General features: G+C 44.6%; 25 protein-coding genes and 1 pseudogene. 12 read left to right on the top strand and 14 right to left on the bottom strand.

Features of this window, described 5'->3' with window-relative positions:
* Window positions 1–467: 467 nt before the first annotated feature.
* The 4 genes from gnd to gntR are packed head-to-tail and all read right to left on the bottom strand — an operon-like array spanning window position 468 to window position 5537.
* A complete protein-coding gene (gnd, locus tag ACQXR1_RS14960) occupies window positions 468–1874 on the bottom strand; it encodes a decarboxylating NADP(+)-dependent phosphogluconate dehydrogenase (RefSeq protein ID WP_418656742.1) in 1407 nt (468 codons plus the stop codon).
* Between the two features lie 22 nt (window positions 1875–1896).
* Entirely contained in the window at window positions 1897–3243 is a 1347-nt protein-coding gene (gene gntP, locus ACQXR1_RS14955; protein WP_014666059.1) for a gluconate permease GntP, read from the bottom strand.
* Between the two features lie 28 nt (window positions 3244–3271).
* Window positions 3272–4813, bottom strand: a complete 1542-nt coding sequence (gntK, locus tag ACQXR1_RS14950; protein WP_306289288.1) for a gluconokinase — start codon at window positions 4811–4813, stop codon at window positions 3272–3274.
* Window positions 4806–5537: a gluconate operon transcriptional repressor GntR gene (gene gntR, locus ACQXR1_RS14945; RefSeq protein WP_069838328.1), complete on the bottom strand. Its 732-nt coding sequence runs from the start codon at window positions 5535–5537 to the stop codon at window positions 4806–4808. The genes gntK and gntR overlap by 8 nt, the downstream gene beginning before the upstream one ends.
* 194 nt (window positions 5538–5731) lie before the next feature.
* Between gntR and ACQXR1_RS14940 the strand changes: the two genes are divergently transcribed.
* Both ACQXR1_RS14940 and ACQXR1_RS14935 read left to right on the top strand, forming a co-directional pair.
* Entirely contained in the window at window positions 5732–6880 is a 1149-nt protein-coding gene (locus ACQXR1_RS14940; protein WP_430772447.1) for a glycerate kinase, read from the top strand.
* A gap of 92 nt (window positions 6881–6972) precedes the next feature.
* Window positions 6973–8004: a polysaccharide pyruvyl transferase family protein gene (locus ACQXR1_RS14935; protein WP_279473466.1), complete on the top strand. Its 1032-nt coding sequence runs from the start codon at window positions 6973–6975 to the stop codon at window positions 8002–8004.
* A gap of 39 nt (window positions 8005–8043) precedes the next feature.
* Here the strand turns inward: ACQXR1_RS14935 and ACQXR1_RS14930 are convergent, their stop codons facing one another.
* The 3 genes from ACQXR1_RS14930 to ACQXR1_RS14920 all read right to left on the bottom strand — a co-directional run bounded on the left by ACQXR1_RS14930 (window position 8044) and on the right by ACQXR1_RS14920 (window position 11649).
* Window positions 8044–9621 (bottom strand): Na+/H+ antiporter, encoded by a 1578-nt coding sequence (locus ACQXR1_RS14930; protein ID WP_279473467.1) that lies wholly within the window; start codon window positions 9619–9621, stop codon window positions 8044–8046.
* 142 nt (window positions 9622–9763) lie between these two features.
* On the bottom strand, window positions 9764–10174 hold the full coding sequence (locus ACQXR1_RS14925) for a hypothetical protein (protein WP_326246114.1): 411 nt from the start codon (window positions 10172–10174) through the stop codon (window positions 9764–9766).
* Between the two features lie 14 nt (window positions 10175–10188).
* A complete protein-coding gene (locus ACQXR1_RS14920) occupies window positions 10189–11649 on the bottom strand; it encodes a lipase (protein WP_430772415.1) in 1461 nt (486 codons plus the stop codon).
* A 60-nt stretch (window positions 11650–11709) separates the two neighbouring features.
* Here ACQXR1_RS14920 and ACQXR1_RS14915 point away from each other — a divergent pair, with 60 nt between their 5' ends.
* On the top strand, window positions 11710–12228 hold the full coding sequence (locus tag ACQXR1_RS14915; RefSeq protein ID WP_148343389.1) for a DUF1433 domain-containing protein: 519 nt from the start codon (window positions 11710–11712) through the stop codon (window positions 12226–12228).
* 96 nt (window positions 12229–12324) lie between these two features.
* Here the strand turns inward: ACQXR1_RS14915 and ACQXR1_RS14910 are convergent, their stop codons facing one another.
* Together ACQXR1_RS14910 and ACQXR1_RS14905 are read right to left on the bottom strand one after the other, a co-directional pair.
* Window positions 12325–13017 carry an LrgB family protein gene (locus ACQXR1_RS14910; protein ID WP_040081217.1) on the bottom strand — a complete coding sequence of 231 codons (693 nt, stop codon included), beginning with the start codon at window positions 13015–13017 and terminating at the stop codon, window positions 12325–12327.
* On the bottom strand, window positions 12990–13391 hold the full coding sequence (locus ACQXR1_RS14905; protein ID WP_041521462.1) for a CidA/LrgA family holin-like protein: 402 nt from the start codon (window positions 13389–13391) through the stop codon (window positions 12990–12992). The genes ACQXR1_RS14910 and ACQXR1_RS14905 overlap by 28 nt, the downstream gene beginning before the upstream one ends.
* Window positions 13392–13618: 227 nt before the next feature.
* Here ACQXR1_RS14905 and ACQXR1_RS14900 point away from each other — a divergent pair, with 227 nt between their 5' ends.
* Entirely contained in the window at window positions 13619–14050 is a 432-nt protein-coding gene (locus ACQXR1_RS14900) for a MarR family winged helix-turn-helix transcriptional regulator (RefSeq protein WP_430772414.1), read from the top strand.
* 55 nt (window positions 14051–14105) lie between these two features.
* Here the strand turns inward: ACQXR1_RS14900 and ACQXR1_RS14895 are convergent, their stop codons facing one another.
* A complete protein-coding gene (locus ACQXR1_RS14895) occupies window positions 14106–15176 on the bottom strand; it encodes an SDR family oxidoreductase (RefSeq protein ID WP_430772413.1) in 1071 nt (356 codons plus the stop codon).
* A 129-nt stretch (window positions 15177–15305) separates the two neighbouring features.
* Here ACQXR1_RS14895 and yxaF point away from each other — a divergent pair, with 129 nt between their 5' ends.
* The 3 genes and pseudogenes from yxaF to ACQXR1_RS14880 all read left to right on the top strand — a co-directional run.
* Complete coding sequence (gene yxaF, locus ACQXR1_RS14890; protein WP_069150664.1) at window positions 15306–15881, top strand: transcriptional regulator YxaF; 576 nt, start codon at window positions 15306–15308, stop codon at window positions 15879–15881.
* Between the two features lie 91 nt (window positions 15882–15972).
* Complete coding sequence (locus tag ACQXR1_RS14885) at window positions 15973–16986, top strand: quercetin 2,3-dioxygenase (RefSeq protein WP_430772412.1); 1014 nt, start codon at window positions 15973–15975, stop codon at window positions 16984–16986.
* Between the two features lie 146 nt (window positions 16987–17132).
* Window positions 17133–17282 (top strand): annotated as a pseudogene (locus tag ACQXR1_RS14880) (DUF418 domain-containing protein); the annotation flags it as partial.
* Window positions 17283–17310: 28 nt separating this feature from the next.
* Here ACQXR1_RS14880 and ACQXR1_RS14875 read toward each other — a convergent pair.
* Window positions 17311–17766, bottom strand: coding sequence for an RDD family protein (locus ACQXR1_RS14875; RefSeq protein ID WP_069150661.1), 456 nt, complete (start codon window positions 17764–17766; stop codon window positions 17311–17313).
* A 254-nt stretch (window positions 17767–18020) separates the two neighbouring features.
* Here ACQXR1_RS14875 and ACQXR1_RS14870 point away from each other — a divergent pair, with 254 nt between their 5' ends.
* Both ACQXR1_RS14870 and ACQXR1_RS14865 read left to right on the top strand, forming a co-directional pair.
* Complete coding sequence (locus tag ACQXR1_RS14870) at window positions 18021–18446, top strand: DUF5391 family protein (protein ID WP_227099104.1); 426 nt, start codon at window positions 18021–18023, stop codon at window positions 18444–18446.
* A gap of 100 nt (window positions 18447–18546) precedes the next feature.
* The gene (locus ACQXR1_RS14865; protein ID WP_430772411.1) at window positions 18547–19779 is read left to right on the top strand and encodes a PQQ-binding-like beta-propeller repeat protein; all 1233 of its coding nucleotides are present in this window, start codon (window positions 18547–18549) and stop codon (window positions 19777–19779) included.
* A gap of 43 nt (window positions 19780–19822) precedes the next feature.
* On the opposite strand, the gene ACQXR1_RS14860 is transcribed toward ACQXR1_RS14865, so the two are convergent.
* Both ACQXR1_RS14860 and ACQXR1_RS14855 read right to left on the bottom strand, forming a co-directional pair.
* Window positions 19823–20290 (bottom strand): RDD family protein, encoded by a 468-nt coding sequence (locus ACQXR1_RS14860; RefSeq protein ID WP_040081231.1) that lies wholly within the window; start codon window positions 20288–20290, stop codon window positions 19823–19825.
* 197 nt (window positions 20291–20487) lie between these two features.
* The gene (locus ACQXR1_RS14855) at window positions 20488–21825 is read right to left on the bottom strand and encodes an aldehyde dehydrogenase family protein (RefSeq protein WP_430772410.1); all 1338 of its coding nucleotides are present in this window, start codon (window positions 21823–21825) and stop codon (window positions 20488–20490) included.
* Window positions 21826–21967: 142 nt separating this feature from the next.
* On the opposite strand from ACQXR1_RS14855, the gene ACQXR1_RS14850 reads away from it, so the two are divergent.
* Complete coding sequence (locus tag ACQXR1_RS14850) at window positions 21968–23110, top strand: TetR/AcrR family transcriptional regulator (RefSeq protein WP_430772409.1); 1143 nt, start codon at window positions 21968–21970, stop codon at window positions 23108–23110.
* Window positions 23111–23139: 29 nt separating this feature from the next.
* Here the strand turns inward: ACQXR1_RS14850 and ACQXR1_RS14845 are convergent, their stop codons facing one another.
* Window positions 23140–23961 (bottom strand): SDR family oxidoreductase, encoded by an 822-nt coding sequence (locus ACQXR1_RS14845; protein WP_430772408.1) that lies wholly within the window; start codon window positions 23959–23961, stop codon window positions 23140–23142.
* Window positions 23962–24078: 117 nt separating this feature from the next.
* On the opposite strand from ACQXR1_RS14845, the gene ACQXR1_RS14840 reads away from it, so the two are divergent.
* Together ACQXR1_RS14840 and htpG are read left to right on the top strand one after the other, a co-directional pair.
* Entirely contained in the window at window positions 24079–24315 is a 237-nt protein-coding gene (locus tag ACQXR1_RS14840; protein WP_430772407.1) for a hypothetical protein, read from the top strand.
* A 183-nt stretch (window positions 24316–24498) separates the two neighbouring features.
* The gene (gene htpG, locus ACQXR1_RS14835) at window positions 24499–26379 is read left to right on the top strand and encodes a molecular chaperone HtpG (protein WP_040081245.1); all 1881 of its coding nucleotides are present in this window, start codon (window positions 24499–24501) and stop codon (window positions 26377–26379) included.
* Window positions 26380–26394: the final 15 nt, after the last annotated feature.

Raw genomic sequence — 26394 nt, 5'->3', positions numbered from 1 at the left:
ATTCCTCCTAAAAATGTATTAGAAAGCATATTCGCTTTCAATAATAATTCTAATTATATATGAATTATTAATTAATATATATTTTTTGTCAAGCCATAACCTACTTTTTTTCATCTTGTTAAAGGTGTGATAGGTAGGATTTAGGCATTTCTTTTATAACAGATGAGAGGCTGATTCTCAATTAGACAAGGTTTTCAGGGACTTTTGTAAATGAGAATGCCAGAACGTTTTGAGCATTTGAACATTTTATGACACCATAGGCAAGGAGCAAAGGACAATGACCAAAAGCAGAATAGAACAAAACAGCAAGCCGCTGTCACATGATGGTCTTGGGGATTGTTTCTAGCTATTATTGTATCACTGTTTATGATATTTAAAACATAACTTATGTCTTCTGTTGTTTGAGAAGAAATCATAGATGAAAAAAACACGGTTCAGTTGAAACTGACCGTGTTTTTGATGACAGGTTATTCAGACCAATTCGTATGGAAAACGCCGTCCATATCAGTCCGTTCGTACGTGTGAGCGCCAAAGTAATCGCGCTGTGCCTGCAAGAGGTTCGCATTGGAACGCCCTGTGCGGTAGCCGTCGTAATAAGAGAGCGCGGTAGTTAAGCATGGGAAAGAGATTCCGGTGCTGATACCCTCGCAAACGACTTTTCGCAGGCCTGTTTGATAGGCATGGAGCTTATCTGTGAAATAAGGCGCGATCAGCAGGTTAGCCAGATTTGGCTGCTCACTGAATGCTTCGCTGATCACGTTTAGGAAATCAGCGCGGATGATGCAGCCGCCTCGGAAAATCAAGGCGATGTCTTTGAGCGGCAGATTCCAGCCGTAAAGCTCAGATGACATCTTATATTGGGCAAAGCCTTGTGCATAGGCGCATACTTTCCCCATGTAAAGAGCCTGTCTGACGTATTCAATCCAGGTGTCTTTATCCAAGTGTTTTTCTTCGGATTCCGGGCCTGCTAATACGTCTTGAGCTGCCATCCGTTCTTCTTTTAAGGATGACAAGTAGCGGGCGAACAAGGACTCTGTGATGATCGTGGAGGGGATGCCGTTATCAATTGCCTGCATGCTCGTCCATTTTCCGGTTCCTTTTTGGCCGGTTTTATCAAGAATGACATCGATCAGAGGCTGCCCTGTTTTTTCGTCTTTTTTGCGTAAAATCTCAGCTGTAATCTCTATTAAATAGCTTTTCAGCTCACCTTGATTCCATGTTTCAAAAATAGATGCAATTTCATCAAGCGGCAGACGCAGCGTTTCTCTCAGAAACGTATACGCTTCTGCAATCAGCTGCATGTCGGCATACTCAATGCCGTTGTGCACCATTTTTGTAAAGTGCCCTGCTCCTTTTGGTCCGATATAGACACAGCAAGGGTCGTTTCCGACTTGAGCTGCGATTTTTGTCAGGATAGGAGCGGCTTTCTCATAGACATCGCGATCTCCGCCCGGCATGATGGAAGGCCCTGTTAATGCGCCGACTTCACCGCCGGAAATGCCGACTCCCAGGTAGCCGATCCCTTTTTCCTTCAGCTCGTCATATCTTCTTTCTGTGTCTTCATAGTGGGAGTTTCCTCCATCCATGATGACGTCGCCTTCTTCAAGCAAAGGCATTAATGATTGGATGACGGAATCTACGGGTTTACCCGCTGTGACCATCAAAAAGATTTTTCTTGGTTTCTCTAACGATTGAACAAAGTCCTCTAACTCGTAATACGGGCTGAGAGATTGTCCATCCAGCTTTTGAACAAGCTGGTCCGTTAGATCTCTGGTGTAATTATAGACAGCGACGTTTTCACCTTTATTTGCCATGTTTAAGGCGATGTTGCTTCCCATTACGCCTAAGCCTATGACACCAATCGTATTCAACATGTGTTACAGCTCCTTCTTAATTTCATACAACTAAACTTAACAATAAAATGAATCCCAGTCCAGCAACGGAAATAATGGTTTCCAGCAATGTCCATGTGGCAAATGTTTCTTTCATGCTTAATCCGAAGTATTCCTTGAACATCCAGAAGCCGGCGTCATTGACGTGTGAAGCGATGACACTTCCGGCGCCTGTTGCAAGCACGACTAACGCCAGGTTAACATCAGAATGCCCCAATAACGGTATGACCAAACCCGTTGTGCTTAGCGCGGCAACAGTGGCTGAACCTAGAGAAATGCGCAGGATCGCTGCGATAAGCCATGCCAGAATGATTGGCGATAATGCCGTTCCTTTGAATAAGTCTGCTACGTAATCGCCAACACCGCCGTTGATCAGCACTTGTTTGAAGGCGCCGCCGCCTCCGATGATTAAAAGCATCATGCCGATTTGTGAAATGGCAGTTGAACAAGAGTCCATCACAGTTTTGACTGGAATGTTGCGTTTGATCCCCATTGTATAGACTGCAACCAATAACGAAATAATCATAGCAGTCGACGCGTTTCCAATCAATCTGATAAAAGCTAAAACGCCATTATCTGCAAACCCGATTGTTTCTTGAAGCAGGTCGATAATGGTCGCGACCGACATGATGATAATCGGGAGCATTGCAGTAAAGACACTGATTCCAAAGCCGGGTGTTTCTTCAAGGTTAAACGTTTTTTGTGTGCCGAGTGATGCAATATTGCCGTTTTTCTCAAATGATGCAGGAACGATTTTTTTCGCGAACTTTGTAAATAACGGTCCTGCGATGAGCACTGTCGGAACAGCAACGATAAAGCCGTACAGCAGCACTTCTCCAATGTTTGCGCCATACTCACCAGCGATCGCCGTTGGTCCCGGGTGCGGCGGCAGAAAACCGTGCGTGACGGATAGTGCTGCGACCATCGGGATTCCGAGAAATAAAATAGAAATCTTCAATTCTCTTGAAATCGCAAAGACAATGGGAATTAATAGAACGAGTCCTACTTCAAAAAATAACGCAATCCCAATAATGAATGAGGCAATGACAACAGCCCATTGAATATTTTTCTCACCGAATTTGTTAACGAGCGTCATCGCAATGCGCTGTGCGCCTCCTGAATCCGCGATCAGCTTGCCCAGCATCGCACCGAGTCCGAAGATGAGCGCGATGTGGCCAAGAGTCCCCCCTATTCCTTGTTCGATGGAGCTGACAACTTTATCGAACGGCATCCCGAGTGCCAGTGCCACGCCGAACGATACGACCAGCAGGGAAATAAATGTGTTTAGTTTTAAGCCCATAATCAAAAATAGTAATGCTAAGATCCCAAGTGCAACGATGATTAACGGCATGGTAATGCCCTCCCCTTCATGTCATGTACTATTTGTGTGTGATTAAGCCCCTCTGATAATTTGCAATTTGCGTATATTGATTTTCTAAGGATCTTGATAGATTGATGAAAATCGGCATTAATGTTCTGTACTCTTTGGCTGAGTCTTCGATCGGCGTATGTCTGTATGTGCTGCCGATCATGTCGGACACGGCGTCAAAAGAATCGATTTTTCCTGTCGCATACAGGCCTAAAATGCAGGCGCCGAGACATGAGCTTTCGTAGCTTTCCGGAACGACAACCTCTGATTCGAAGATATCCGACATCATTTGGCGCCAAACCTCCGACCTTGCAAATCCCCCTGTCGCTTGGATGCGGGTTACCGGGCCATCCATGCATTCTGTTAACGCCAGGAACACCGTGTACAGGTTGTAAATGACGCCTTCTAATGCCGCGCGTATCATATGCTCTTTCTTATGTGACATGGTCAGGCCGAAAAAGGAGCCGCGTACATCTGGATTCCACAACGGAGCACGTTCTCCGGCGAGATATGGGTGGAACAGCAGACCGTCAGAACCGGGTCTGACGCGTTGGGCAATTTTCGTCAGCACGTCATATGGATCAATGCCCAGCCGTGTCGCTGTTTCGATTTCGGAAGAGGCAAACTCGTCTCTGATCCAGCGAAGGACGATGCCCCCATTGTTCACAGGTCCCCCGATCACCCAATGCTTGTCCGTCAAGGCGTAGCAGAAAATTCTCCCTTTTTCATCGGTTTGCGGCTTGTCAATAATTGTCCGGATGGCGCCGCTTGTTCCAATGGTGACGGCGATTTCGCCTTTTTTAATGGCGTTGACGCCGAGGTTGGAGAGCACGCCGTCGCTGGCCCCGATGACAAAAGGCGTTTCCGGATCGATTCCCATCTGAATCGCTATTTCCGGGCTGCAGTGCTGAAAGATCTCGGTTGTCGGTACGAGTTTGGATAAGTGATCCGGCGTAATGCCTGCGATGCGCAGTGCCTCTTCGTCCCAATCCAAGCTTTTCAGGTTCATCATGCCTGTCGCTGATGCCAAGGAGTAATCGATGACATACTCATTGAACAGCTGTTTAAACATGTACTCTTTGATGCCGATATATTTTTTTGCCTTGGAAGCGATTTCTTTCCGTTCATTCGTGATCCAGGCAATTTTACTTAACGGTGACATCGGATGAATCGGTGTTCCCGTCCGTTTGTACACCTCATGTCCGTTCAATTCATCCTTGATCTTATGCGCCCAGCTTTCGCTTCGGTTGTCGGCCCATGTGATGCATGGCGTCAGCGGCTTGTCATTTTCGTCGATTGCAATGACGCTGTGCATGGCGCTGCTGAATGAAATGAAAGAGATCTGTTTTTCGGGATGCTGTTTTGTAATTCTCGCTGTTGTTTGAATGACGGCCTGAAAAATCTCTTCCGGATTTTGTTCAGCTGTTGAGATGTCCGGTGTATAGAGCGGGTAGCCGATGCTTTCTTTCTGTACCACATCTCCGTTTTCACTGAACAGCACAGCTTTTGTGCTTGTTGTGCCGATATCGATTCCTAACATATAACTAGTCATTGTTGCATTCAGCTCCTTTTGCCAGCATTTGTTGTGAGAGCCACAGGTCTTCTACCTTTTCTTGCACATCATCAAAGTTTTGGTGAAGCGACTGAATCATCAGCGCCCTATCCTTTGTTTTGATGGCTTGAATATAAAGCTCATGGTTATCTAAAATCCTTGTGAAGTCATCATATTTTTCCTTTAACCGTACCCGCATGGATAAAAGAATAAAGCTTTCCATGACAGGTTTTAGATTGTTCCAGATCATTTGAATGTATGAATGATCGATGGCTCTGATTATCGTTTCATGGAACAGCACATCTTGAAATGAAAATTCGTCAGCGTCTTCATATTTGATTGAAACTTTCATCATTTCAAGAATTTTGCTGAGATCCTTAACTAAAGGCTCAATGTCTATTTTGACGAGCCGTTCAAAGACAAATGTTTCTAATAGTAAACGCACATCATAAATTTCCGCGATTTCCTTCTCAGTTAAACCAATTACGACCGCTCCCATTCGTTCTAAGCGGATGATTTTTTCGGATGCGAGTATTTTTAGTGCTTCACGAACCGGCGAACGGCTTACTGAAAACTCGGCGGCTATCGTATTTTCTGATAAAATGGTACCGCTTTCAATCAGGCCTGAAACGATCCGCATTCTCAGCTCGTAAGCGACACGAACCCCGGTTGACGCTTTTGAGAGCCACTTTGCGGGATACAACAGGTCTTTGGAGTCTAGCATACACTCACCTTCCTCACTCAAGGAGTATACTTGTATACAAGTATGATAACGTGAATGTTTCTTTTATGCAAACACTTTCATTTCTAATTTTTAATTAAATTTTTACCATATTATATAGTATTTATTTCCAGCGGCAGTATGGTACATTGGAGATCAATAGGTTAATGAATCATGTTTTGAAAGAGGCGATTTGGATGAAAATCATCATTGCACCTGATTCTTTTAAGGAAAGTTTATCAGCTTTGGAGGCCGCCGACGCGATAGAAAGAGGTTTCAAATCGGTCTTCCCGGGTGCTGATTACAGAAAAGTGCCGATGGCGGACGGCGGCGAGGGAACAGTTCAGTCGCTCGTTGATGCCACAAATGGAAGGGTCATAGAGCAGGTTGTGACAGGACCGCTGGAGAAACCGGTAAAAGCGTTTTTTGGCATGATGGGTGATGGGAGAACAGCTGTGATTGAAATGGCTGCTGCTTCAGGGCTGCATCTGGTGCCCGTTGATAAACGAAATCCGCTCGTCACCACAACAAAAGGAACGGGAGAATTAATCGGAGCGGCTCTTGATGCGGGAGCGGAGCGTTTGATCATCGGAATCGGGGGGAGCGCCACGAACGATGGAGGAGCCGGAATGATCCAGGCATTGGGCGGAAGGCTTCTTGATGACTCAGGACGCGAGATCGGCCCAGGGGGCGGCGCGCTATCACAGCTTGCATCAATAGATATTAGCGGGCTTGATTCCAGGTTGCAGAATGTCAAACTGGAAGTCGCGTGTGACGTGGATAATCCGTTGACAGGGCCAAAAGGAGCTACGGCTGTTTTCGGGCCGCAAAAAGGCGCGACGTCCGACATGGTGGATGTACTAGACCAGAACGTAAGCCATTTCGCTGATATCGCAGAAAAAGCGCTCGGAGCAACCTTCCGAGATACAGAGGGCGCCGGTGCAGCGGGCGGTCTTGGGTGGAGCCTGCTGACTTTTCTTCAGGCTGACTTGAAAAGAGGCATTGATATTGTTCTTGAAGCGGTTGATTTTGAAAATATCGTTCAAGATGCAGATCTTGTAATTACCGGGGAGGGCCGGATTGACAGCCAAACGGTTCACGGAAAAACGCCGATCGGGGTGGCCAAGGCGGCTAAATCATACGATGTGCCCGTCATCGGCATTGCGGGATCAATATCATCGGATAGTGATGCCGTCTACCAGCACGGCATCGATGCGCTTTTCAGCATCGTTCCCGGAGCCGTGCCACTAGAAGACGCGTTTGAACATGCCGCGGAATATATGGAAAGAACGGCGCGGGATATCGCGGCGTCTATCAAATTGGCGAAAATGATGTTTTTGATATAGCCGGTGCACATGCCAATGCATAGCCATCCTTCTTTTGGGGTAGAGACAGTTAACACATAATGAGGAATTCATCCCAGAAGGAGGACGCAGATATGACTGTACAAGAAATCAAAGGCAAAAAACTAGTTAAAGGCATTGCGCCAAATGTGGAGCCAGAAGCTCTTTTAAATGATAAACGAAAAGTATTTTTGTTTGGTTCCCCTAGTTACACAAACATTGGCGACCAAGCGATTGCGTATGCGGAAGAGAAATTTATCAAAAATCACTTTCCGTATTATGAATACATTGAGATTATGGATTATGCGACGGATGAGGGCATTGAACTGGTGAAGGAGATCATTCGTGAAGACGATATTGTCTGCTTTACAGGCGGAGGAAACTTAGGAAACCTTTATCTCGATATTGAGGAAGACAGAAGAAAGGTCTTCTCGGCGTTTAAAGACTACAAATCGATTTCTTTGCCACAATCCGTTTATTTTGAGGATACAGAGGAAGGGCAGAAGGAAAAGAAAAAAACACAGGATGCGTACCATCAAAATACAAACTTAACGATTGCTGCGCGCGAGACGCAAACACTCGATGTGGTGAAAGAGACCTTCAACTCCAATGTGATCTTTACACCGGACATGGTGTTATCCTTGGATATTGTGCCGCGAGAGCTCGAGCGGGACGGTGTTCTCTTTATTTTAAGAGCGGATAAGGAGAAAGTGACTGACGAAGATTTTATTTCACAGATGAAGAAATGGGCAGAAAAAACAACTTACACGGAGCGTACCGATACGGTGCTGGATACGGTCGACACCATCGATTACGCCGATCGTGAAAAGCATTTTATGGAGATGCTGGACCGCATCGGCTCCAGTAAATTGGTGATTACCGACCGCCTTCACGCGATGATTTTCTCGATTATCACGAAAACACCTTGCCTTGTCTTCGGGAACAGCTATGGCAAAGCCAAACATTCATACCGAGATTGGCTTGAAGGCTTAAACTTCATTGAGTATACGGATCAGAATGATGTTGAGGAGCTGGAGCGCATGATTGACCGCCTGCTTCAAGCAGAGCCGAATGACGTTGATTTGTCTAAGGATTTTCAGCCGCTGATTGATTTTTTTAGATCATAAAGGAAAAAGCAGACTGCTGACAGTCTGCTTTTTTGTGTATTAATGATCGTCTTCCAAACGAACGATTTCATCAATGATCCGGGCTTGCTCTTGCTCAGCCACTTCGTTTGAGATGATATCTTCTTTTGATAGGTTTTCAATCGCTTGGTATTGAGCGTATAACGAATGTTTCTTCAAAATGGTTTGTTGTTTGTTTTTGAGTTCTGGGTACGTTTCGAATAATTGATTTGTTTGTTGATGCAGCTGGCTGACCTCTTCTTTGTATTGGTCTGTCAGTTCGCTGGAGACAGCTTCGTGTATAAGCAAATGATGTTTGGATTGCTGGACTTCTTTGATGGCGGTTTCTAAGCGATGTCCTTTTGCTAGCAGTTCCTCATATTCCTGATTGCCTTCATCTTTTTGATTCACACCTAACCGTTCAAGAAGCGGTTTGATGCTGAGGCCCTGGACAACGAGGGAGAATAAAACAACACTGAAGGCGAACACAAGAATGTCTTCACGCCCCGGAAAGTCTCTCGGCAGGCTCAGCACCAGTGCGATGGATAGAGAACCCTTCAGCCCGCCCCAATTAATCGTATGCTGCCATGAAGCCGGAAAGTTTTTGATAAAGGCCAGACTGATATAGACGGCGGCACTTCGGGCGATAAGCACAATCACAATCGCCGTAACGGCCAAACCCCATTTATCTGTGAGGTCAATTCTCGTAATCTCAAGTCCGACCATTAGAAAGACAAGGGAGTTCGCAAGCAAGGCGGCGACGTCCCAAAAGTTATTGATATTCAGCTTTGTCGTCGGGCTCATGCCGATGTTGGCGCCATAATTACCGAAAATAAGAGCGGCGACAACAACGGCAATTACCCCTGAGGCACCTGCCATTTCCGCTAATAGAAATGAGCTGTAAAACAGAATGATACTGAAAATAATTTCTAAAGGGTAATCATCAAAGTACTTGGTGAGCTGGGAGAAGACATATCCAAGTATGCCTCCGATGATCAGGCCGAGAGAAATCACTTTGACAAACTCCCACAGGCCTAAACCGGCGCCTTGGATGCCGAGATCCAGATAAGTCATCAAGTAAAAAGCGGAAATGTTGAACAGCACAACCGCCAGCCCGTCATTGAACAGGCTTTCTCCTTCAACGACGATCGAAAGCTTTTTCGGCGCGCCGACACTTTTGAATATGGACAGCACACTCACGGGGTCAGTCGCGCTCATCAGCGCCGCAAATACAAACGCCGCAGGAATGGCCAGATGCATAAGCCACATGGAAGAAAAGCCGACGATCAGAAACGAGATGAGTGTACCGCCGAAAGCCAGTGCCAGAACGGGCCGTTTGTTTTCTCTCAAATGGGAAAAAGGAAGTTTCAGCGCCGCTTCTCCTAATAAAGCCGGCAAGAATAGTGTTATGATGACAAAGTTAAAGACTTCTCCTTCAGTAATAAAATCTTTAAGCGGTTCTAAGAGCGGAATATGTACAAGTCCAATGATCGTTCCGACAATCACCAGTGCGATGGGATAAGGCTGCCTGCACTTCTTGGCAATCGCAGTGATTCCGGCCGCGATCATAACCAGCAAAAAACCCAGTTCGAAAATATGATGCAAGTCTAAGTGGTCCATTTGAACCTCCTTTATGTTAATCGTGCAACGAAAGAATTACCCTCATTTTGTGAATGATAAACATATCTTATGTAAGACAGCTCTATGTCAGTCTGGAGAAAGCAAAAAAGCAGGCAATTTGCCGGCTTTTGGTTTCTTTATTCTATAAGCCAATGGAATTTACTGCACTCGATACATGAGAACGAACTTTATCAAATGATAAATGATCCTTCATTTTATCAGTGACACTGTCAACCGCTTTTCCTGACATATGATGGTCGAGCATTTCCCGCTTTGTCTTAACAGCCTGCTCGGCATCTGTGATGCTATCAAGGATTGAAGACAAGTGTTTGCGGTCTTCCTGAAGAGCATAGCTTAGTTGTTTCTTGATTGAATTCATCAGCGCCAACTTTTGTTCTTGTCTTTTCTTCTCTTTGTACACCGCCAATTGTTCCGGTGTCATTTCAGATGTATCTAGATGGGCATTTGAAAAAAGCGAGGTGCTTGAATGCTGGCTCGTCACTCTTTGCATAAAACGGTCTGCATCTGTTGGTTTTTTATTCATAAAATTCATGTCTCTTTCTCTCCTTACGAAATCCCCATCCGGCTGGCCGCTGCCAGATCCGCATCATGGTAAGCGTGTCCCATATGGCCAAGGTCATCTGACACCATATGAAGCAAGTGCTGTAAATGAAGTGCTGCATCTACAGCCTGATCATACTTTTCTTTTGAGTAAAAAAGGTGATGCGGTTTGTTCATTTTAAGCTTATTGATCAAATCATCGACATCAGAAATTGATAATTCATCATATGTGCCAAAACCAACCAATCGTGTATGCATGTTCCTGACATCCTCAATAGAATCCTTTACGATGTCATCAATTCTTTCAATTTGGCGTATAATCTTAGTCCATTCTGATTCAGCGATATGTTTTAACTGTGTGCTTGTATTCATCAATACATGTGACTTAATGAGAATTGAAACACCTGTATTGCCTTTTAAATTCGTTGATTTCATTTGCTTAAGCATCGCTACCGCAAACTCTGGATTGTTTTTTAACACATCATCTACAGTTTGGACAGAGCCGTCTGAATTGAAGTTATAGCGGTCCAGACCGTGACTCCCCATTAATGCTTCAACAAATAATGTGACATCAAGAGATTGATTGCCGTAATGTTTAAGAGCAAGCCCAAGCATTTTCACTTCATTAGGGAGACCATTATTTTGTACACCATTCGGCAAAGCCTCGTCATACATTACTTTCACTTGACCCACTTCAGCGGCATCCCGATTCAGCAATGATAAACCATCATTTAAATTAATATATTCTGTTAAGCGGCTGCGGAAATCTCCTTTTAACGCCCGGGCTTTGACATCCTCAGGCAGGTTTTCATATATGTTTGGGTTCTCGAAAGTAACGCCGCGTTTGATAAAGTCATTCATCACGACTGCATAGCTTGCATTAGAACCGCCTAATGAGTGACCGGTGACTTGAATGTCAGCATTTTTAAAGTCTTTATGTATTTTTTTTGCATATTGATCCGCCTGAATGGCTTGGTTCTCTGTCCCGTCATCAAATGGTTTTTTGCCCACCAAATAACTAGTGTCCATGTGCAGCCAATCCTGCAAAATCTCATTTGAATATTCACGAAGCCCTTTTGCTGAGTCATAAAAGGAACCATCTTCATCTTCAGGAATGTTGATTCCTTTTTTCTCTACTTCTTTAATAAGCTGTTCCCGTTCATCACGATATTGTTTTATTGTATCTTGGAATTGGCCGGGGCTGATGGGTTCTGATCCGCGGTATGCGATGATGGCGTTTTGGATTTTTTCTTTGTTTTTTCCATGATTGGAAATTTTGTATTCTTTTTCGGATACTAAAGTAAGGGCATCAAGCCCTTTTTTCGTTTTTTTATAATCAACTACATATAACTTTTGTCCATTACTTATCTCAATATTAGTACCAATATGATAGTTTCTAAGATTATATGCAGCACTTGATGCTTTATTATAATCTTCGTCTGTAAGTGAATTCTTTTTTCTAGACATTTCTTCACTCTCCAAAAACTTGTATATATTGTATAATAAATTAAAAAAGGATGAAATACCATGTCGTTTGTAAAAAAAATACTTATAATAAGTTCTATCGTATTGGTTATTGTATTGGGTATTTCTTATGGGATAGTAAAAAAAATGAATATATCAGATCAGACAACAGAAGAGACTGGAGGTAAACAGGCAGTGAAAAAAGATGAAAAAAGCGATAAAGAAAAAGCAGAAGAATATGCAGAAAAGATGAAACCACAAATTAAAGAACATCTTAAAAAAGAAGATATACACAATTTTATTAAAACAATTACTTTCGAGGATAAAATTGAAATAAACCCAATGGGAAGAATAATAGTAAATGGATATATAAATGACAATCCAGATAAGTTTTACTTCTCAGCAGATTTAATTTATGATTCCAATAAAGTGGACGGAATGAGTTACCCTGAGGATGTAGGTAATCGTTTTACAGATTGGAGCGAATACACCAAGAAAGAAAAAGAAGAATATATCAAAACCGCTTACCCCGATAAAAAAGAGCGTGAACAGTATTTAAGAGATATCGGAGAACTAAAATAAACAGGAAACATGCCAGTTTACTTTTATGATGCTATCTCTAATAACAATGTAAAATAGATGAAGAAAGACTGCCCTCCGCCGGGGCAGTCTTTCTTGTTAAATATGAAACAGCCAGACGACGATTGGGCCGAAGAATGAGCCGAGCACCGCACAAAGCGTCATGGAGACGGAACTCATGGATACGGCCAGTTCCCCATATTCCAATGCTTTGGAGGTGCCTAGTGCATGGGAGGCGCTTCCTAGTGCAATGCCTTGTCCAAGGGAGCTGCGTATGCGAAGCCATTTTAGGAAAAGCGGCCCGAGGATGACGCCTGAAAAACCCGCTATCATGACAAATACGACTGTCATGGAAGGGACGCCTCCTAGACCGGCGGCGATTTGAATAGCGACAGGGGTTGTGATCGACTTTGGCAGAATGGATAATAAAAGATCATGATCAATCCCGAATGCTTCTGCGAAGACCAGCCCGCTGATCATTCCCATGCATAATCCGACCAGGACGCCGCCTAGAATGGGAATGCAATGTTTGACAATGATATGCCATTGTTTATAAAGCGGATAGGCCAGCGCCACAACAGCCGGCCCAAGCAAAGAATTGATCCATTTCCCCCCGATCATATAGCCTTCATACGAAACATGGAACATGATCAAAACTGCTACAATCAATATGGTCGTTGTCAGAACAGGGATCAGAAATGGAAGCGGGAATCGCTTATAAAGTTTGGCCATCGCTACATAAGCGGCCACTGTTAAAAGAATTATCATGATTGCGATACATGCTTGCTGCATTTCTCTTTCTCCTCACGTTTTTTTGCTTTTTTCTCTAATAGCTGGCTGGCGAATCCAGCCGCAATGATGGTGACGATGGTGCTGAGTACGACTGTAATCAGCAGCATCAGACCATTGAATGAAATAAGTGACGGATAGTTCATCACTCCTGTCATTGCCGGAATGAACAATAATGGAAGAAAGGACAATAAAAACCCTGCTCCGTCTTCAATGATGGAGACGGGGACAATACGGAGGCCCAGGCAGATCAGCAGCAATACCAATCCGACGATGCTTCCTGACACAGGTAAATGAAACAGGTGCTGAAGGGCTTCCCCGATCATAAAAAATACATATAATATCAACACTTGCAAGATAACTCGTATGACTTTCACATCAAGTGCTGCTCTCCAATGAGAGCAGCTTCCTCCTTTCTGGTGACTTGCTTCTAGGATGGTTCTGAGGAATCGCTTTACTTTCTATTCATATGATTGTACTATACAAGTATAATAATTGATTTGGTCATATAACGACTTGTATTCATTCAGTTAATATACATTTGTATTATACAAGTATATATGATGTTGTCAATGACGGAGATTGGAATGGGGAGCGAGAGCGATTGCGAAAACAAAATCCAGTTGAATTAATTGAATATGAGCTGACGACTTTTATCAGGAGAGCCGTTTATCTGGATCAATCAGAGAAAAGAACAGGGAAGTTGGAGAGATCTTCGTACTTATTGCTGAGACAATTGGATGAGTATGGCCCTGATCGTGTAAAGGAATTGGCAGAATCGTTCAAGCTTGATATTTCTACTCTTTCAAGACAAGCAGCTGCATTAGAGGCAAAGGAGCTCATCCATCGCTTTTCAGACCCATCTGATGGGAGAGTCAGCCTGTTTACCATTACAAAGCTCGGTAAACAAATTTTAAAAGCCGATCAGCAAAAGCGCCTTGAACGTTATGAACAGATGCTGCAAGAATGGTCAACACAGGAAAAAGAGATATTCGGCGAGCTGCTGCAGCGTATGAACAAGGCTTTTATTGATTAACAGCTAAAAACCCATGGTTCGATGGAACAGCATGGGTTTTTCTTATGGGCAGAGATTATTTGCATCGTTTGGCGGCAGCCCAAGCCACTAGTCCGGCAACAACAGCCGCCGATACAATCGGGCGCTTCGCAGCCTTCGTGTAATAGCTCCTTGACCGCATCCATCCTTTATTTGTGCCCCTGTCATGCATGCCGTAGCCCGCTTCATAAAGCGCGCTTTCTTCTCGCGGGTTGGACGGTCTTTCGGCATGCTGGCTGTGATACATGATTTTTTCCATCAGTCTGTCGGTCAGACGAGGGAAAAGCGCGCCCAGCATGGCGATGGCTTTTGCCTGTGACCCGATATACATGTCGCGCTTAGGGTGTTCGGCGGCAAACAGGATGCCTTCGGCGACTGCTTCCGGCGGATAGATCATGGAGCGGTAGTGAGCCGGCTGTTTGTCAAGGTAGCTGTGTGCGTGCTCGTTATAAGGTGTGTCGATTCTGCCCGGGTGGATGAGCGTTACCGAGACGGGCGCCTGTTCCTTTTCGAGCTCCATTCGAATGCTTTCCGTCCAGCCGTGAAGCGCGAATTTGGCTGACGCATATGTGGATTGAATGACCGTTCCCCTGTCTCCGAACAGGCTTCCTACATTAATGAGTGCGCCCGGCACGCCTCTGCCGGTGTAGTGTTTGACAGCAGCTCTTGTTCCGTAAACGGGCCCCCAGAAATTTGTGTCAAACATCCGCTTCATGTCTTCGACGGTGACGTCCATGGCATGTCCGAAAGTCGAGACGGCCGCATTGTTAACCCATGTGTCAAAGCGGCCAAATGTGCTGATTGCGGTTTCGGCGATGCGATTGACGTCTTCTTCTTTTCCGACATCCGCCTTCACCCATATGGCGTTGTGCCCTTTATCCTTTAGTTCATCAGTGAGCTCCTTCAACGCCTCTTCATTTCGCGCTGCTGCCACGACCTTTGCACCTTTTTCAGCTGCCATTCTCGCCGTGACAAGTCCGATACCGCTTGAAGCGCCGGTAATGACAATTACTTGATCCTTGAGTTTTTTCAGTTTGATCTTCGTTTTCAAGCCGGGGTTCTGTTGTTCAATCTGTTCTGTATTCGTGGCTGAATAATCGTTTGCCATTGAGATCCCTCCTAGAGGCTGTTTTTCTACATTTACCCCATCCGGGAGGGTCTTACCCCTTTTGACAATCACAGGGTTCTTTTTTATATTATATAAGTCGCTCTACCATACCTAGGAGGGAATGTTTTAATGACTAGCAGAGGAGATTCACGTGAAAAAATCCTTCACACGGCGTCACGTCTGTTCCAGCTGCAAGGATATCACGCGACAGGTTTGAACCAGATTGTGAAAGAAAGCGGTGCTCCTAAGGGATCGCTTTATCATTTTTTTCCGAATGGCAAAGAAGAATTAGCAATTGAAGCGGTTACATATACAGGGAAATTGATTGAACATCTGATACAGCAAAGCATGGAAGAGTGCTCTGATCCAATAGAAGCGATTCAGCTTTTTATCACAAAAACAGCCAGCCAATTCGACAACACAGAAAGCATTACAGGTATTCCAGTCGGTTTGCTGGCGAGTGAGACAGCGTTAATCAGTGAACCGCTGCGGACGGTTTGCATGAAGGTGTTTCAAAGCTGGGAAGCGGTTTTTGCCAGAAAATTAATGAAAAACGGATTTGCAGAAGAAGAGGCAAATCAGCTTGGAATGCTGATTAATTCGATGATTGAGGGCGGTATCATGCTTTCGTTAACGAATAAAGACAAAACGCCCCTTCTTCTCATTGCCGAACAAATACCAGTGCTGGTGAGAAAAAAAGGGTAGCATTTTGTTATCCTTTCTCCTACAATTATATAGAACGGTCTAGTCAGAAAGTTATATTATATAGACTGGTCTAAATTGGAGGAAACGATTTATGAAAACATTATGGAAACATTCATTGCCTAAAGAAAAAATGCCGTATTTGCTCCGGAGCGGGGAAGGTGAGCGCTATCTGTTCGGCAGACAGGTTGCCACGGTGATGGCGAATGGAAGGAGCACGGGCGACCTGTTTGAGATCGTGCTGCTTTCCGGGGGAAAAGGAGATGCCTTTCCGCTTCACGTCCACAAGAATACGCATGAAGGAATTCTCGTTTTGGACGGGAAGCTTGAGCTGACGCTTGATGGAGAACACTATTTACTGATATCAGGTGATTATGCCAACATTCCGGCGGGGATACCGCACAGCTACCGGATGCAGAGCCACAGAACAAGACTGGTGTCTTACACGATGAAAGGAAACGCAGCCCACATGTATTCCGTGATTGGGAATCCGTATGATCACGCTGAACATCCGCCGTTCGCAAGCGAAGAAGTGCCAAACGAGCGATTTGCAGAAGCTGCCGCTGTAGCGGACATTGTATTTTTAGATGAAGAAAAGCCTGCATGTTCGGCAACATTAGCGGAACTTACAGAGCTTCCGGATGGAGCTGTTCCATACGTTCTTGAATCTGGAGAAGGAGATCGATTATTGACGGGAGATCAGCTTCACCGTATTGTGGCTGCCCAAAAAAATACAGACGGCCAGTTTATCGCCGTAGTATCGGACGGCCCTAAAGGCGACCGAATCGTTGATCACTACCATGAACATCATACAGAAACATTTTATTGCCTTGAAGGGCAGATGACGATGTGGGCAGATGGCCAGGAAATTCAGCTGAACCCGGGAGATTTCCTGCATGTCCCTGCAAATACCGTTCACTCCTATCGACTGGATTCTCATTATACAAAGATGGTGGGTGTCTTGGTTCCAGGATTATTTGAACCGTTTTTCCGGACGTTAGGCGACCCTTATGAAGTCCACATTTTCCCAAGTGAGCCTCAGGCTTTGCGCTTTGATCGCGTTATGCAGAATATTGAAGCGTTGGATTTAAAGATAATGAAACCATAAAGATGACAGGATTGTAAGGTTTTCATGACTGCCTGACACCTAAATCGATGGTTCCGTGCTCCTTTTTTTCATACTCTTAAGGTACAGAAAAAAGGAGCGTGATGGCTATGTCTTCATTACAGCCGACTTTGGCAAATGAGCGGATCGGTGTGCTCATTACGATTGCTGTTTGTGCTGCTCAAATGGTCTTCAGCCACCTTTGGCTTCGCGTCTTTCGAATGAGTCCGTTTGAGTGGCTGTGGAGAAGCACTACGTATCTGTCGTGGCAGCCTATTGTAAAGAAAACAAAAGTCTAGACGCCTATTGGCGCTAGACTTTTTTGTATTATTTATACACGACACGTGTTTTGCAAATGATGTCATGCAGGCCTTTTTTCTCACCAAAGGCGATCATGATAAACCCAATATAAAAGATGATTCCAGATAAGATATAGGCAAAATAACGGCCAATTGCCTGTCCGATAGAAACCCGTTCACCTTGTTCATTGACCACTTTCAGGCCAAGAATTTTTTTGCCGAGTGTGCCTTGCATTTTAGATGCTGTGAGCAGTCCGTAATATAACACACTGATAACGATCATGATCAGCATAGTAGGCAAAAATGCTATCGTCATGTATGTCATCATATACTCCTCTTGGGTCATGTAAGGGTTTGCTGTCACAGCCCCAGCTACAAACACAGAATTGATAATAAATAGAATAATATAACTAGGAACAGATACAATAATGCCGTCAATAAAATAAGCTAAAAAACGAATCCAAAATCCTGCTGGTTTTTCCATGTATTTTTCTCTCTCCTCTGAATTAATCTGGAATAGTATACTTTGAAAAACATGTACATGCAATATGATATGGTGATAAAATCCTGATATTACAGAAAAATGAGTCTTTTATCCTTTGTTTTTTACTATATAAATATACTAGAAAGAAGCATAGTATTTGCTTGTGCATTCTGGAATTTATTAATAAATAATGAATTTTCTACTCAGCTCCCTTATAATGAAAAGGTTAATATTTCTATCTGAGGAGGAGTTTGATGTCTAGAAAAAACAGCGTGGCGATCATGACAGCCATTTCTGGGTTTCTTTTTTGCGCTGTGATCGTGGCGGCTTCACTTTCGCCGCTGGCCGGAACGGGAGCGGTGGCCAATCAGTTTAATTCAGTTGGCATGTGGTCATCTGTCGGGATGATCCTTGTCTTGTATTTCATTCCTTTTCTCATTTATATGCTCGGAGTAGATGCGATGAGATATGTCATGGCGGTGCTTTGCGGCTTTGGGCTTCTGATCCATTTGTCTTCGGCCGGTTTTAGCTTGATGTTTAGTTTCTTTAGTGACCACCTGCTTTCTGAAGTGATTTTTGTGGTCGGGGTTAGTCTCGCTGCGGCTGCTGTCAATGTTATTTGGTTTGTGGCTGCATTTCGTTCGGGTGCTGAAAAAACGTCTGCGCATACTCTTACATAGTTTTCTAGTTTGTGATGGTTTTGTGAAGCAGAATGATAAAATGGATGAATATGTTATGATGGTCGAAAATTAGAAGTTACATATAATGGGGGTCTCAATGATGGTCAAGTCATTTCGTATGAAAGCTTTGATTGCGGGAGCTGCGGTGGCGGCGGCTGTTTCGACCGGTGCTGTTTCTGATGTGCCCGCTGCCAAAGTGCTTCAGCCGGCAGCTGCTTATGCGGCGGAAACGGTGTTTTCTCAAAATAATGGAGCATCTGGCTTTTTGCCAGGAAGATATGATGTACAAGCGATGGCGCCTGCCATGTTTAACTGGTCACGCGAAAGCCGGTTCGCCGGAAATACAGACGGGACGCTGAAATGGCAAAACGACATCAGAACGACTCCGCAAAATGGAGCGGGGGCTGTGATTGACGGAGACGGCACAGTATATCTTCATTCCAGAGACGGGGAAATGAAAGCCTTTAATCCGGACGGCTCAGTCAAATGGGTGACAGGCAATTTGGGAAAAACGTTCACACAATCCCCTGTACTCGGAACCAACGGCGTTATCTATCTGGCATCTTATGATAAAAAGATTTATTTTATCGACAAGGAAACGGGTGAGATTTTAACAACGGTTCCGTTAAGCGGCGGGCCAAGCTCTGAAACGGTGATCGGTTCAGACGGCACGTTGTACTTCTCAACACTTGATAATTATGTTCACGCGGTCAAACCGACGTCCAAAACTACTTGGACAGAGCGCTGGAAGTTGAAAACAAATGGTGTCGTCAGCTCTGTGCCGGTGCTTGCCAAAAACGGCACCGTGTATGTCGGTACATACAATAACGTGTTTTATGCGATCAATTCCGGAACCGGACAGGTGAAATGGTCCAGAACGACGTCAAATGCGTTTAAAGGATATCCGGTGATTGATAAGGATGGCACCGTTTATGCGGGCAACCAAGACGGACAGCTGTATGCGTATACGTCAACAGGCAGCTTAAAATGGACATTCCCGCTCAACGGGTTCTCAAGTTCATCGCCTGCGATCGACCATAACGGCAACATCTATATCGGCTCAGGAAGCGGCGAGCTGTTTTCCATCAGCAAAAACGGGGATATGAACTGGTCATTCTACACAGACGGCCCTGTCAGAACGGCGCCGCTGATTGATGCGAAGGGAACGGTTTATTTTGGGTCAGATGATATGAAGGTTTATGCGGCGGACGCAAACGGCAATGAATTATGGAGCTATCAAACAGACAGCAACGTCGTGTCATCTCCGCAGCTTGCTGAGGACGGAACACTTTATATTGGAAGCTATACGAAGCTGATGGCTTTTGGGAAATAGAGAACAGGCTGGCGAGGTGATCTCGGCAGCCTTTTTTTGGGTATCAATCAAGATGTTTATTTTTATAGATCACCTTTGTCCCGCAAATATAATCGTGTAATGCCAGTTTAGAGGGGAAAGCCGCCATAATGTAACCGATATACAAAATTCCTGATGGTATGTAAGCGAAAAAACGGCCAAAGCTGTGCCAAAATGAAATTCGCTCGCCATACTGATTGACAACGATGATACCCATGAGTTTTTTGCCTAGTGTTGCTTGCATTTTTGAAGAAGTCAGCAAGCTATAATAAAGAATGCCGAAGATATATATGATGGCGATAACAGGAATCGTCCCGAATATCAGGATATAAAATTTATATTGATCTTCTGTCATATAGGAGCTTCCTGCATCAATGAGAGGCAGGACAATGAAGGTGTTAATTTGGATCATAATAAAAGCAAAAAAATAGATAATTAAATCATCAATAATAGAGGCAACTGCCCGAATCCAAAATCCAGCTGGCTTTTCCATGTATAATATTCTCTCCTTTGAAGTTTTCTGGGATATTATACGTTAGAGGCTGCGCGGTTTCAATGAGATATACTAGAGGAATTTGGTCTCGTAGTGAAAATGGTATTTTATCACTATATATTTCTTTATTTTGTCTTTAGGTGAATAGAATGATAAAAAGAGAACCTGCAAGTTAATGCAGATTCTCTTCACTACAATTATTTAGCGGCTTGAATCAATACACCCTTCTCATGAGAAAACTCTTTGAATCCGTATACCCCATGATAGGAGCCGATTCCGCTTGTGTTGACGCCGCCGAATGGCAGGTTGACGTCGCTGAAATGGGCGACAACATCATTGATGGCGGCATTCCCTGATGTGGTGTGCTGAAGGACGTTGTCAATCAGGTCTTGGTTATGGCTGAATACATAAAGCGCAAGTGGTTTATCGCGGTCGTTTACGTAATCGATGACCTCGTCGATGTCTTCATAATTCATCATTGGCAGGATCGGTGCGAAGATTTCCTCCTGCATGATTTTCATATCAGGCGTGACGTTTTTCAAAACGGTTGGCGAGATCGTGCGGTCGCTGGCATCAAATACGCCGCCGAACACGACTTCCGCCCCTTTTTCGATGGCATCGTCGAACAGGTCTTTGACGCGGTTGAAGTTGCGGTTATTGACGATTTGTGTAAACTTGCTGCGGTCTGGGTTGCGATCATCCTCCATAAATCCTGCGTTGACAATTGTTTGTAAAATGCTTGCGAACCTGTCCTGAACGTCTTTTTTAATGAACAGGTAATCAGGTGCAATGCAGGTTTGGCCGGCGTTTACGAATTTGCCGACGGCGATTTTTTTCGCTGCGTCCATGAGATCGTATTCGCTGTCGATAATCGTTGGGCTTTTGCCGCCAAGCTCAAGTGTGACAGATGCCAAGTGTTTGGCCGCCGCTGTCATGACGATTTTCCCGACATTTGTGCTTCCAGTGAAGAAAATATGGTCGAACGGCTGGTCAAGAAGCTCGGTTGCCACCTCAACCTCTCCTTCAAAAATCGCGACTTCTTTTTCATCAAAAGCGTCTCTTATCACTTTAGCGGCAATGTTGCTTGTGTTCATCGTGAAATCGGACAGCTTTACAATCGCGCTGTTTCCGGCTGCGAGAGAAGCGGCAAGCGGCGCCATCGTCAGCATAAACGGATAGTTCCACGGGCCGAGGATGAGTGTGACGCCTTTAGGCTCGTACATAAGAATCCCGTTTGCCTCAGGGCTTAACGATGAACCGACTTCCTTAGGCGCCATCCATTGTTCTAGGTTGTTCATATTATCTCTGATCGCTTTTTTCGTTCCTTCGATTTCCGCTTTTTTGACCTCGTGATATGGTTTGCGGACGTCTTTGCGGATCGCTTCGATGATTTCTTCTTCATGGGCGATGACGGAATCTAAAAAGCGCTGAAGCTTCTCTCTGCGCTGTTCCGCTGTTGAAGCACGCAAGGCTTTTTGCTGTTTTTTCTGAAGCTGAAAGACACGCTGGATGTCGTCCTTTACTTTCTGTTCCATTGTAAGATCCCCCTCATTTGCTTTCTTCTTTTCTCGGTCCTATTATAAGGTGGTACCTTTTTTATAAGAAAGACAACGGTGAACCATCTATACGTTACCGTACATATATTGAACAACTGTCTAATGATTGGAGGTGTCTTTTGTGCCGGAATCTGCCGAAGCTCAAGTGAAACAGGCGCTGCTGGCTTTATTGGAAGAAAGAGATATTCAACATATCACAATGAAAGAAATCGCTGAGAAGGCCAAAGTGAGCCGCGGGACGCTCTACCTTTATTATGAGGATAAGTTTTCAATCATTGAGGATTTAATCGAAGACATGAAGGAAGAGCTGGGCAAAGCGCTTTTTGACGCCTTCAGTCATTTGGATACCCTCCATTTGAACAAAAAACGGCAAACGGTGCATCCGACGCTGTCCTTTGTTCACGAGCATCAATCCTTTTTTTCTGTGATGATGAACAGAGGGCATTTCCATCGTTTTTTTAAGGATGTGTTTCAGCATGATGTGCTGCTGGCTCCGATCCATGTGAATTTGACGCCGATCGAACGGGACATTTACGGACATTACCGGGCCTTGTACACGTACGCGATTATCCTGTATTGGCTGAACGAGGATGCGGCCGCGACTCCGGAAGCTATCAGCCAAAAGGTATGGGAGCTTGTTTCTCAAAAGAGATTTTATTGGCTGTTTGGAGAAGCTATGCCAGGAGAGCGAGAGAAGGACAAGCCAATCGACAGGCGGGTGGTTCGAACGAGAGAGGCGCTCCAGCAGGCATTTCTGGACGTATTGGCGGAGAAACAAGACTACGCGGGCATCACGATTTCGGATATTACGCGTAAAAGCAATATCCGCCGCGCAACTTTTTATGATCACTATGCCAGCAAAGAGGAATTGCTGCATACCATGATTCAGCAATCATGTGCGGAGATCATTGATCACCTGACGATTGCCTCAAGTCCGAATGAGCTTTCCTTCGAAGAAGCGGAGGAGGCGCTCGCCGGCCTGCTTTCTGCTTTAGACCGCATGCCTATTGTCCATTTGCTCAATCGGGACTGGGTTGTTCCTCATGTGATACCTAATATGTTCAAAGCGCTAAAATCGTTTTATCTGCATCAGAAAACTGATATTCACGCGGAGAAAAAGCTTTATGCCCATTATGTATCCGCAATGATTATCGGGCTGATTTTGTATCGGCTGGATGAAGGGAAGGCGCATGCGCCTGAAGTGCTGGCAAGGGAGTTTTTGCAGTTTTTGGATGTGAAGAAGTATAAAGTTGTGTTGCTTTGAAAGACGAAAAGAGAGGGGTATCCCCTCTCTTATTTCGTTTCTTCCTTCCACTTCTCATCAATCAGCATCTTCCCAGGCCATGTATACGCCATGATACCGCCGTCTGCAGTGATGTCTTCTCCTGTAACGTATGAGCTGTCGTCTGACGCGAGGAACAGCGCTACTGTTGCCATTTCCTTCGGCTGGCCGAGGCGCCCGAGCGGCGTGATCCATTTGTTGGCTTCGCGGAATGTTTCACCCATTTCCTGTTCTTTGGTGCCTGCTAATTTGTCAATCAGCGGGGTTTCGATCGTACCCGGCGAAATGGAGTTGACGCGGATGCCGTCTCGTGCGTAGTCGATGGCCATCGCCTTTGTCAGGTTGGTGATACCGCCTTTTGCGGCGTTGTAGCCAGAGCGGTCAAGATCCGCGGCACGGCCTGACATGGAGGAGGTGTTGATGATAGAGCCTCCATTGTCGAGCATGAGCGGAATCAGATATTTGCTGCAAAGGAACGTGCCGCGCAGGTCGACGGAGATAATGCGGTCAAACAGGTCAACGGGATATTCGTGGACTTTTCCGCCTTCCTGATCAACGCCGGCATTATTAAACAGAATATTAATCGTTCCGCATGCATCCTTGATTTGGTCAGCAAATGCTTTCACACTGTTTTCATCTGACACATCGAGGTGAAAGGATTCTGCCTGTCCTCCGTTTTTTCTGATTGCGTCCACTGTTTCTTCCATTTGATCTGTATTGATATCTCCGATCATCACGCGCGCGCCTTCATTGGCAAAAACCTCTGCCGTCGCTTGACCAATGCCGGTCGCGGCGCCTGTGATCACTGCTGTTTTGTTTTCAAGTCTTCCCATGATACGAGACCTCCTTTTACTATTTGTCTTCCCGCTATGTGCAGTGATAAACATGCGAGAAAAGAAATGCCAGCATATGTTAAGATGGATTAGAAATTGTTGGGAGGTTTGTAAGTTTTGAAGGTACAGCATAAGAAGGAGCTTACATTTTATTGCTTCGTGACCATTCCAGCTGCATTTGTTGTGCTGACTGTCATCTCTTTTGTATTGCAAGAGATTACGTTTCCGGTGACTGCAAGCGCATTTCTGAATGCTTCATGGCATAATCTATTGTTTTTGATACCGTTCGGTTTGTTTTTCTACCCGGTGCATATATGGATGAAGCGGGAGTTTGGCCGTTGGAATGACACATAAAAAAAGAGAGGATGATGAAGCCTCTCTTTTTTTATTAGAAAGAGTGTGAAAAAGAGTGAAAACAAGCCCAACTAATGTTAAATTTACATATATATGCATCTATCAATCTAATTGACAATTGTCACCGTATGTGATAAATAGATGCTGAAAAGGGTTTACATAACGTTAAAGGAGCGATCAAGAGTGGCGAAAAAAGAGTTTAAAGCAGAATCTAAACGCTTGCTGGATATGATGATTAACTCCATTTATACCCAAAAAGAAATTTTCCTGCGCGAGTTAATCTCCAATTCGAGTGATGCAATTGACAAAATCTATTACAAAGCGCTGACGGACGATGCGCTTACGTTTGATAAAGACAGTTACTACATAAAGGTCGCGGCTGACAAAGATGCGAGAACATTAACCATCTCTGATACGGGGATCGGAATGACAAAGGATGAGCTGGAACAGCACCTTGGCACGATTGCAAAAAGCGGTTCCCTCGCGTTTAAAAAGGAAAACGAGCTGAAAGACGGGCATGACATTATCGGACAGTTCGGTGTCGGTTTTTACGCGGCATTTATGGTTGCCGATGTTGTGACGGTCATCAGTAAGGCGCTTGGCAGCGATGAGGCCTATAAATGGGAGTCTGCGGGTGCAGACGGCTATACGATTGAGCCGTGTGAAAAGGATTCTGTCGGTACAGACATTATCCTGAAAATCAAAGAGAACACAGAAGATGACAGCTATGACGAATTCTTAGAAGAATATCGTTTAAAAGCGATCATCAAGAAGTACTCCGACTTTATTCGCTACCCAATTAAAATGGACACAACCATTAATAAGCCGAAGGAAGGCAGCGAAAATGAGTTTGAAGAGGTGCAGGAAGAGCAGACGGTCAACAGCATGGTGCCGATCTGGAGAAAGAACAAAAGCGAGCTGACAGATGAGGACTACGAAAAATTCTATGCTGAAAAGCATTACGGGTTTGATAAACCGCTGACACACGTTCATATCAGTGTGGATGGAGCGGTTCGCTACAACGCGATTCTATTCATTCCTGAAAACATGCCGTTTGACTACTATTCCAAGGAATATGAAAAAGGCTTGGAGCTGTATTCCAATGGCGTGCTGATCATGAATAAGTGCGCAGATCTGCTTCCGGATCACTTCAGTTTTGTGAAGGGCATGGTCGATTCTGAGGATCTGTCGCTGAACATTTCCAGAGAAATGCTGCAGCATGACCGCCAGCTGAAGCTGATCGCGAAAAACATCAGCAAGAAAATCAAAAGCGAGCTGCAAAGCCTGTTGAAAAAAGACCGCGAGAAATACGAGACGTTCTACAAGTCGTTCGGCAGACAGCTGAAATTCGGCGTGTACAATGATTTTGGCGCGAATAAGGATCAATTGAAGGATCTCCTATTATTCTATTCTTCAAAAGAGAAAAAACTGGTCAGCTTAGATGAGTACGTTTCCAGAATGCCAGAGGAGCAGAAATACATTTATTACGCGACTGGTGATTCATACGATCGCATTGAGAAACTGCCGCAAACAGAAATGGTGGCGGATAAAGGCTATGAAATTCTCTACTTTACTGAGGACATCGATGAGTTTGCGATTAAAATGCTGGCATCTTATCAGGAAAAAGAATTCAAATCCGTATCAAGCGGAGACCTTGGCATAGACACGGATGAGGATCAGAAGCAGTCCGAGGAAGAGGAAAGCAAGTATAAGGATCTATTTGAGGAAATGAAAAACATTCTGTCAGACAAGGTGAAAAACGTCAGAATCTCAAAACGGCTTAAATCACATCCAGTTTGCCTTGCTGCTGACGGCGAAGTGACAATTGAGATGGAAAAAATCTTAAACGCGATGCCTGACAGCCAAAATGTAAAGGCGGACAAAGTGCTGGAAATTAACCCGAATCACGAGGTATTCCAAACGCTCCAAGACGCGTTTGCACAGGATAAAGAAAAGCTGAGCCTGTACACAAACCTTTTATACAATCAGGCGCTTCTCATTGAAGGCCTGCCGATTCAGGACCCTGTTGAATTTACGAACAATATTTGCAAGGTCATGGTGTAAACAGAAAAAGGAATC

It is taken from the genome of Bacillus sp. ATD, from assembly GCF_050585765.1.
Taxonomy (GTDB): Bacteria; Bacillota; Bacilli; order Bacillales; family Bacillaceae; genus Bacillus; species Bacillus stercoris.
This window is presented reverse-complemented; position numbering and strand designations above follow the sequence as displayed.

What these genes read in the sequence shown, in the direction of transcription:
- gntK (WP_306289288.1), bottom strand. Translation starts at nt 4,813, where the DNA reads ATGACTAGTTATATGTTAGGAATCGATATCGGCACAACAAGCACAAAA.
- ACQXR1_RS14895 (WP_430772413.1), bottom strand. Translation starts at nt 15,176, where the DNA reads ATGGCAAACGATTATTCAGCCACGAATACAGAACAGATTGAACAACAG.
- ACQXR1_RS14910 (WP_040081217.1), bottom strand. Translation starts at nt 13,017, where the DNA reads ATGCAGCAAGCATGTATCGCAATCATGATAATTCTTTTAACAGTGGCC.
- ACQXR1_RS14915 (WP_148343389.1), top strand. Translation starts at nt 11,710, where the DNA reads ATGTCGTTTGTAAAAAAAATACTTATAATAAGTTCTATCGTATTGGTT.
- ACQXR1_RS14865 (WP_430772411.1), top strand. Translation starts at nt 18,547, where the DNA reads ATGGTCAAGTCATTTCGTATGAAAGCTTTGATTGCGGGAGCTGCGGTG.
- ACQXR1_RS14930 (WP_279473467.1), bottom strand. Translation starts at nt 9,621, where the DNA reads ATGGACCACTTAGACTTGCATCATATTTTCGAACTGGGTTTTTTGCTG.
- gntR (WP_069838328.1), bottom strand. Translation starts at nt 5,537, where the DNA reads ATGCTAGACTCCAAAGACCTGTTGTATCCCGCAAAGTGGCTCTCAAAA.
- yxaF (WP_069150664.1), top strand. Translation starts at nt 15,306, where the DNA reads ATGACTAGCAGAGGAGATTCACGTGAAAAAATCCTTCACACGGCGTCA.
- ACQXR1_RS14935 (WP_279473466.1), top strand. Translation starts at nt 6,973, where the DNA reads ATGACTGTACAAGAAATCAAAGGCAAAAAACTAGTTAAAGGCATTGCG.
- ACQXR1_RS14875 (WP_069150661.1), bottom strand. Translation starts at nt 17,766, where the DNA reads ATGGAAAAACCAGCAGGATTTTGGATTCGTTTTTTAGCTTATTTTATT.
- ACQXR1_RS14855 (WP_430772410.1), bottom strand. Translation starts at nt 21,825, where the DNA reads ATGGAACAGAAAGTAAAGGACGACATCCAGCGTGTCTTTCAGCTTCAG.
- ACQXR1_RS14870 (WP_227099104.1), top strand. Translation starts at nt 18,021, where the DNA reads ATGTCTAGAAAAAACAGCGTGGCGATCATGACAGCCATTTCTGGGTTT.
- ACQXR1_RS14920 (WP_430772415.1), bottom strand. Translation starts at nt 11,649, where the DNA reads ATGTCTAGAAAAAAGAATTCACTTACAGACGAAGATTATAATAAAGCA.
- gnd (WP_418656742.1), bottom strand. Translation starts at nt 1,874, where the DNA reads ATGTTGAATACGATTGGTGTCATAGGCTTAGGCGTAATGGGAAGCAAC.
- ACQXR1_RS14885 (WP_430772412.1), top strand. Translation starts at nt 15,973, where the DNA reads ATGAAAACATTATGGAAACATTCATTGCCTAAAGAAAAAATGCCGTAT.
- ACQXR1_RS14845 (WP_430772408.1), bottom strand. Translation starts at nt 23,961, where the DNA reads ATGGGAAGACTTGAAAACAAAACAGCAGTGATCACAGGCGCCGCGACC.
- ACQXR1_RS14860 (WP_040081231.1), bottom strand. Translation starts at nt 20,290, where the DNA reads ATGGAAAAGCCAGCTGGATTTTGGATTCGGGCAGTTGCCTCTATTATT.
- ACQXR1_RS14925 (WP_326246114.1), bottom strand. Translation starts at nt 10,174, where the DNA reads ATGAATTTTATGAATAAAAAACCAACAGATGCAGACCGTTTTATGCAA.
- ACQXR1_RS14940 (WP_430772447.1), top strand. Translation starts at nt 5,732, where the DNA reads ATGAAAATCATCATTGCACCTGATTCTTTTAAGGAAAGTTTATCAGCT.
- gntP (WP_014666059.1), bottom strand. Translation starts at nt 3,243, where the DNA reads ATGCCGTTAATCATCGTTGCACTTGGGATCTTAGCATTACTATTTTTG.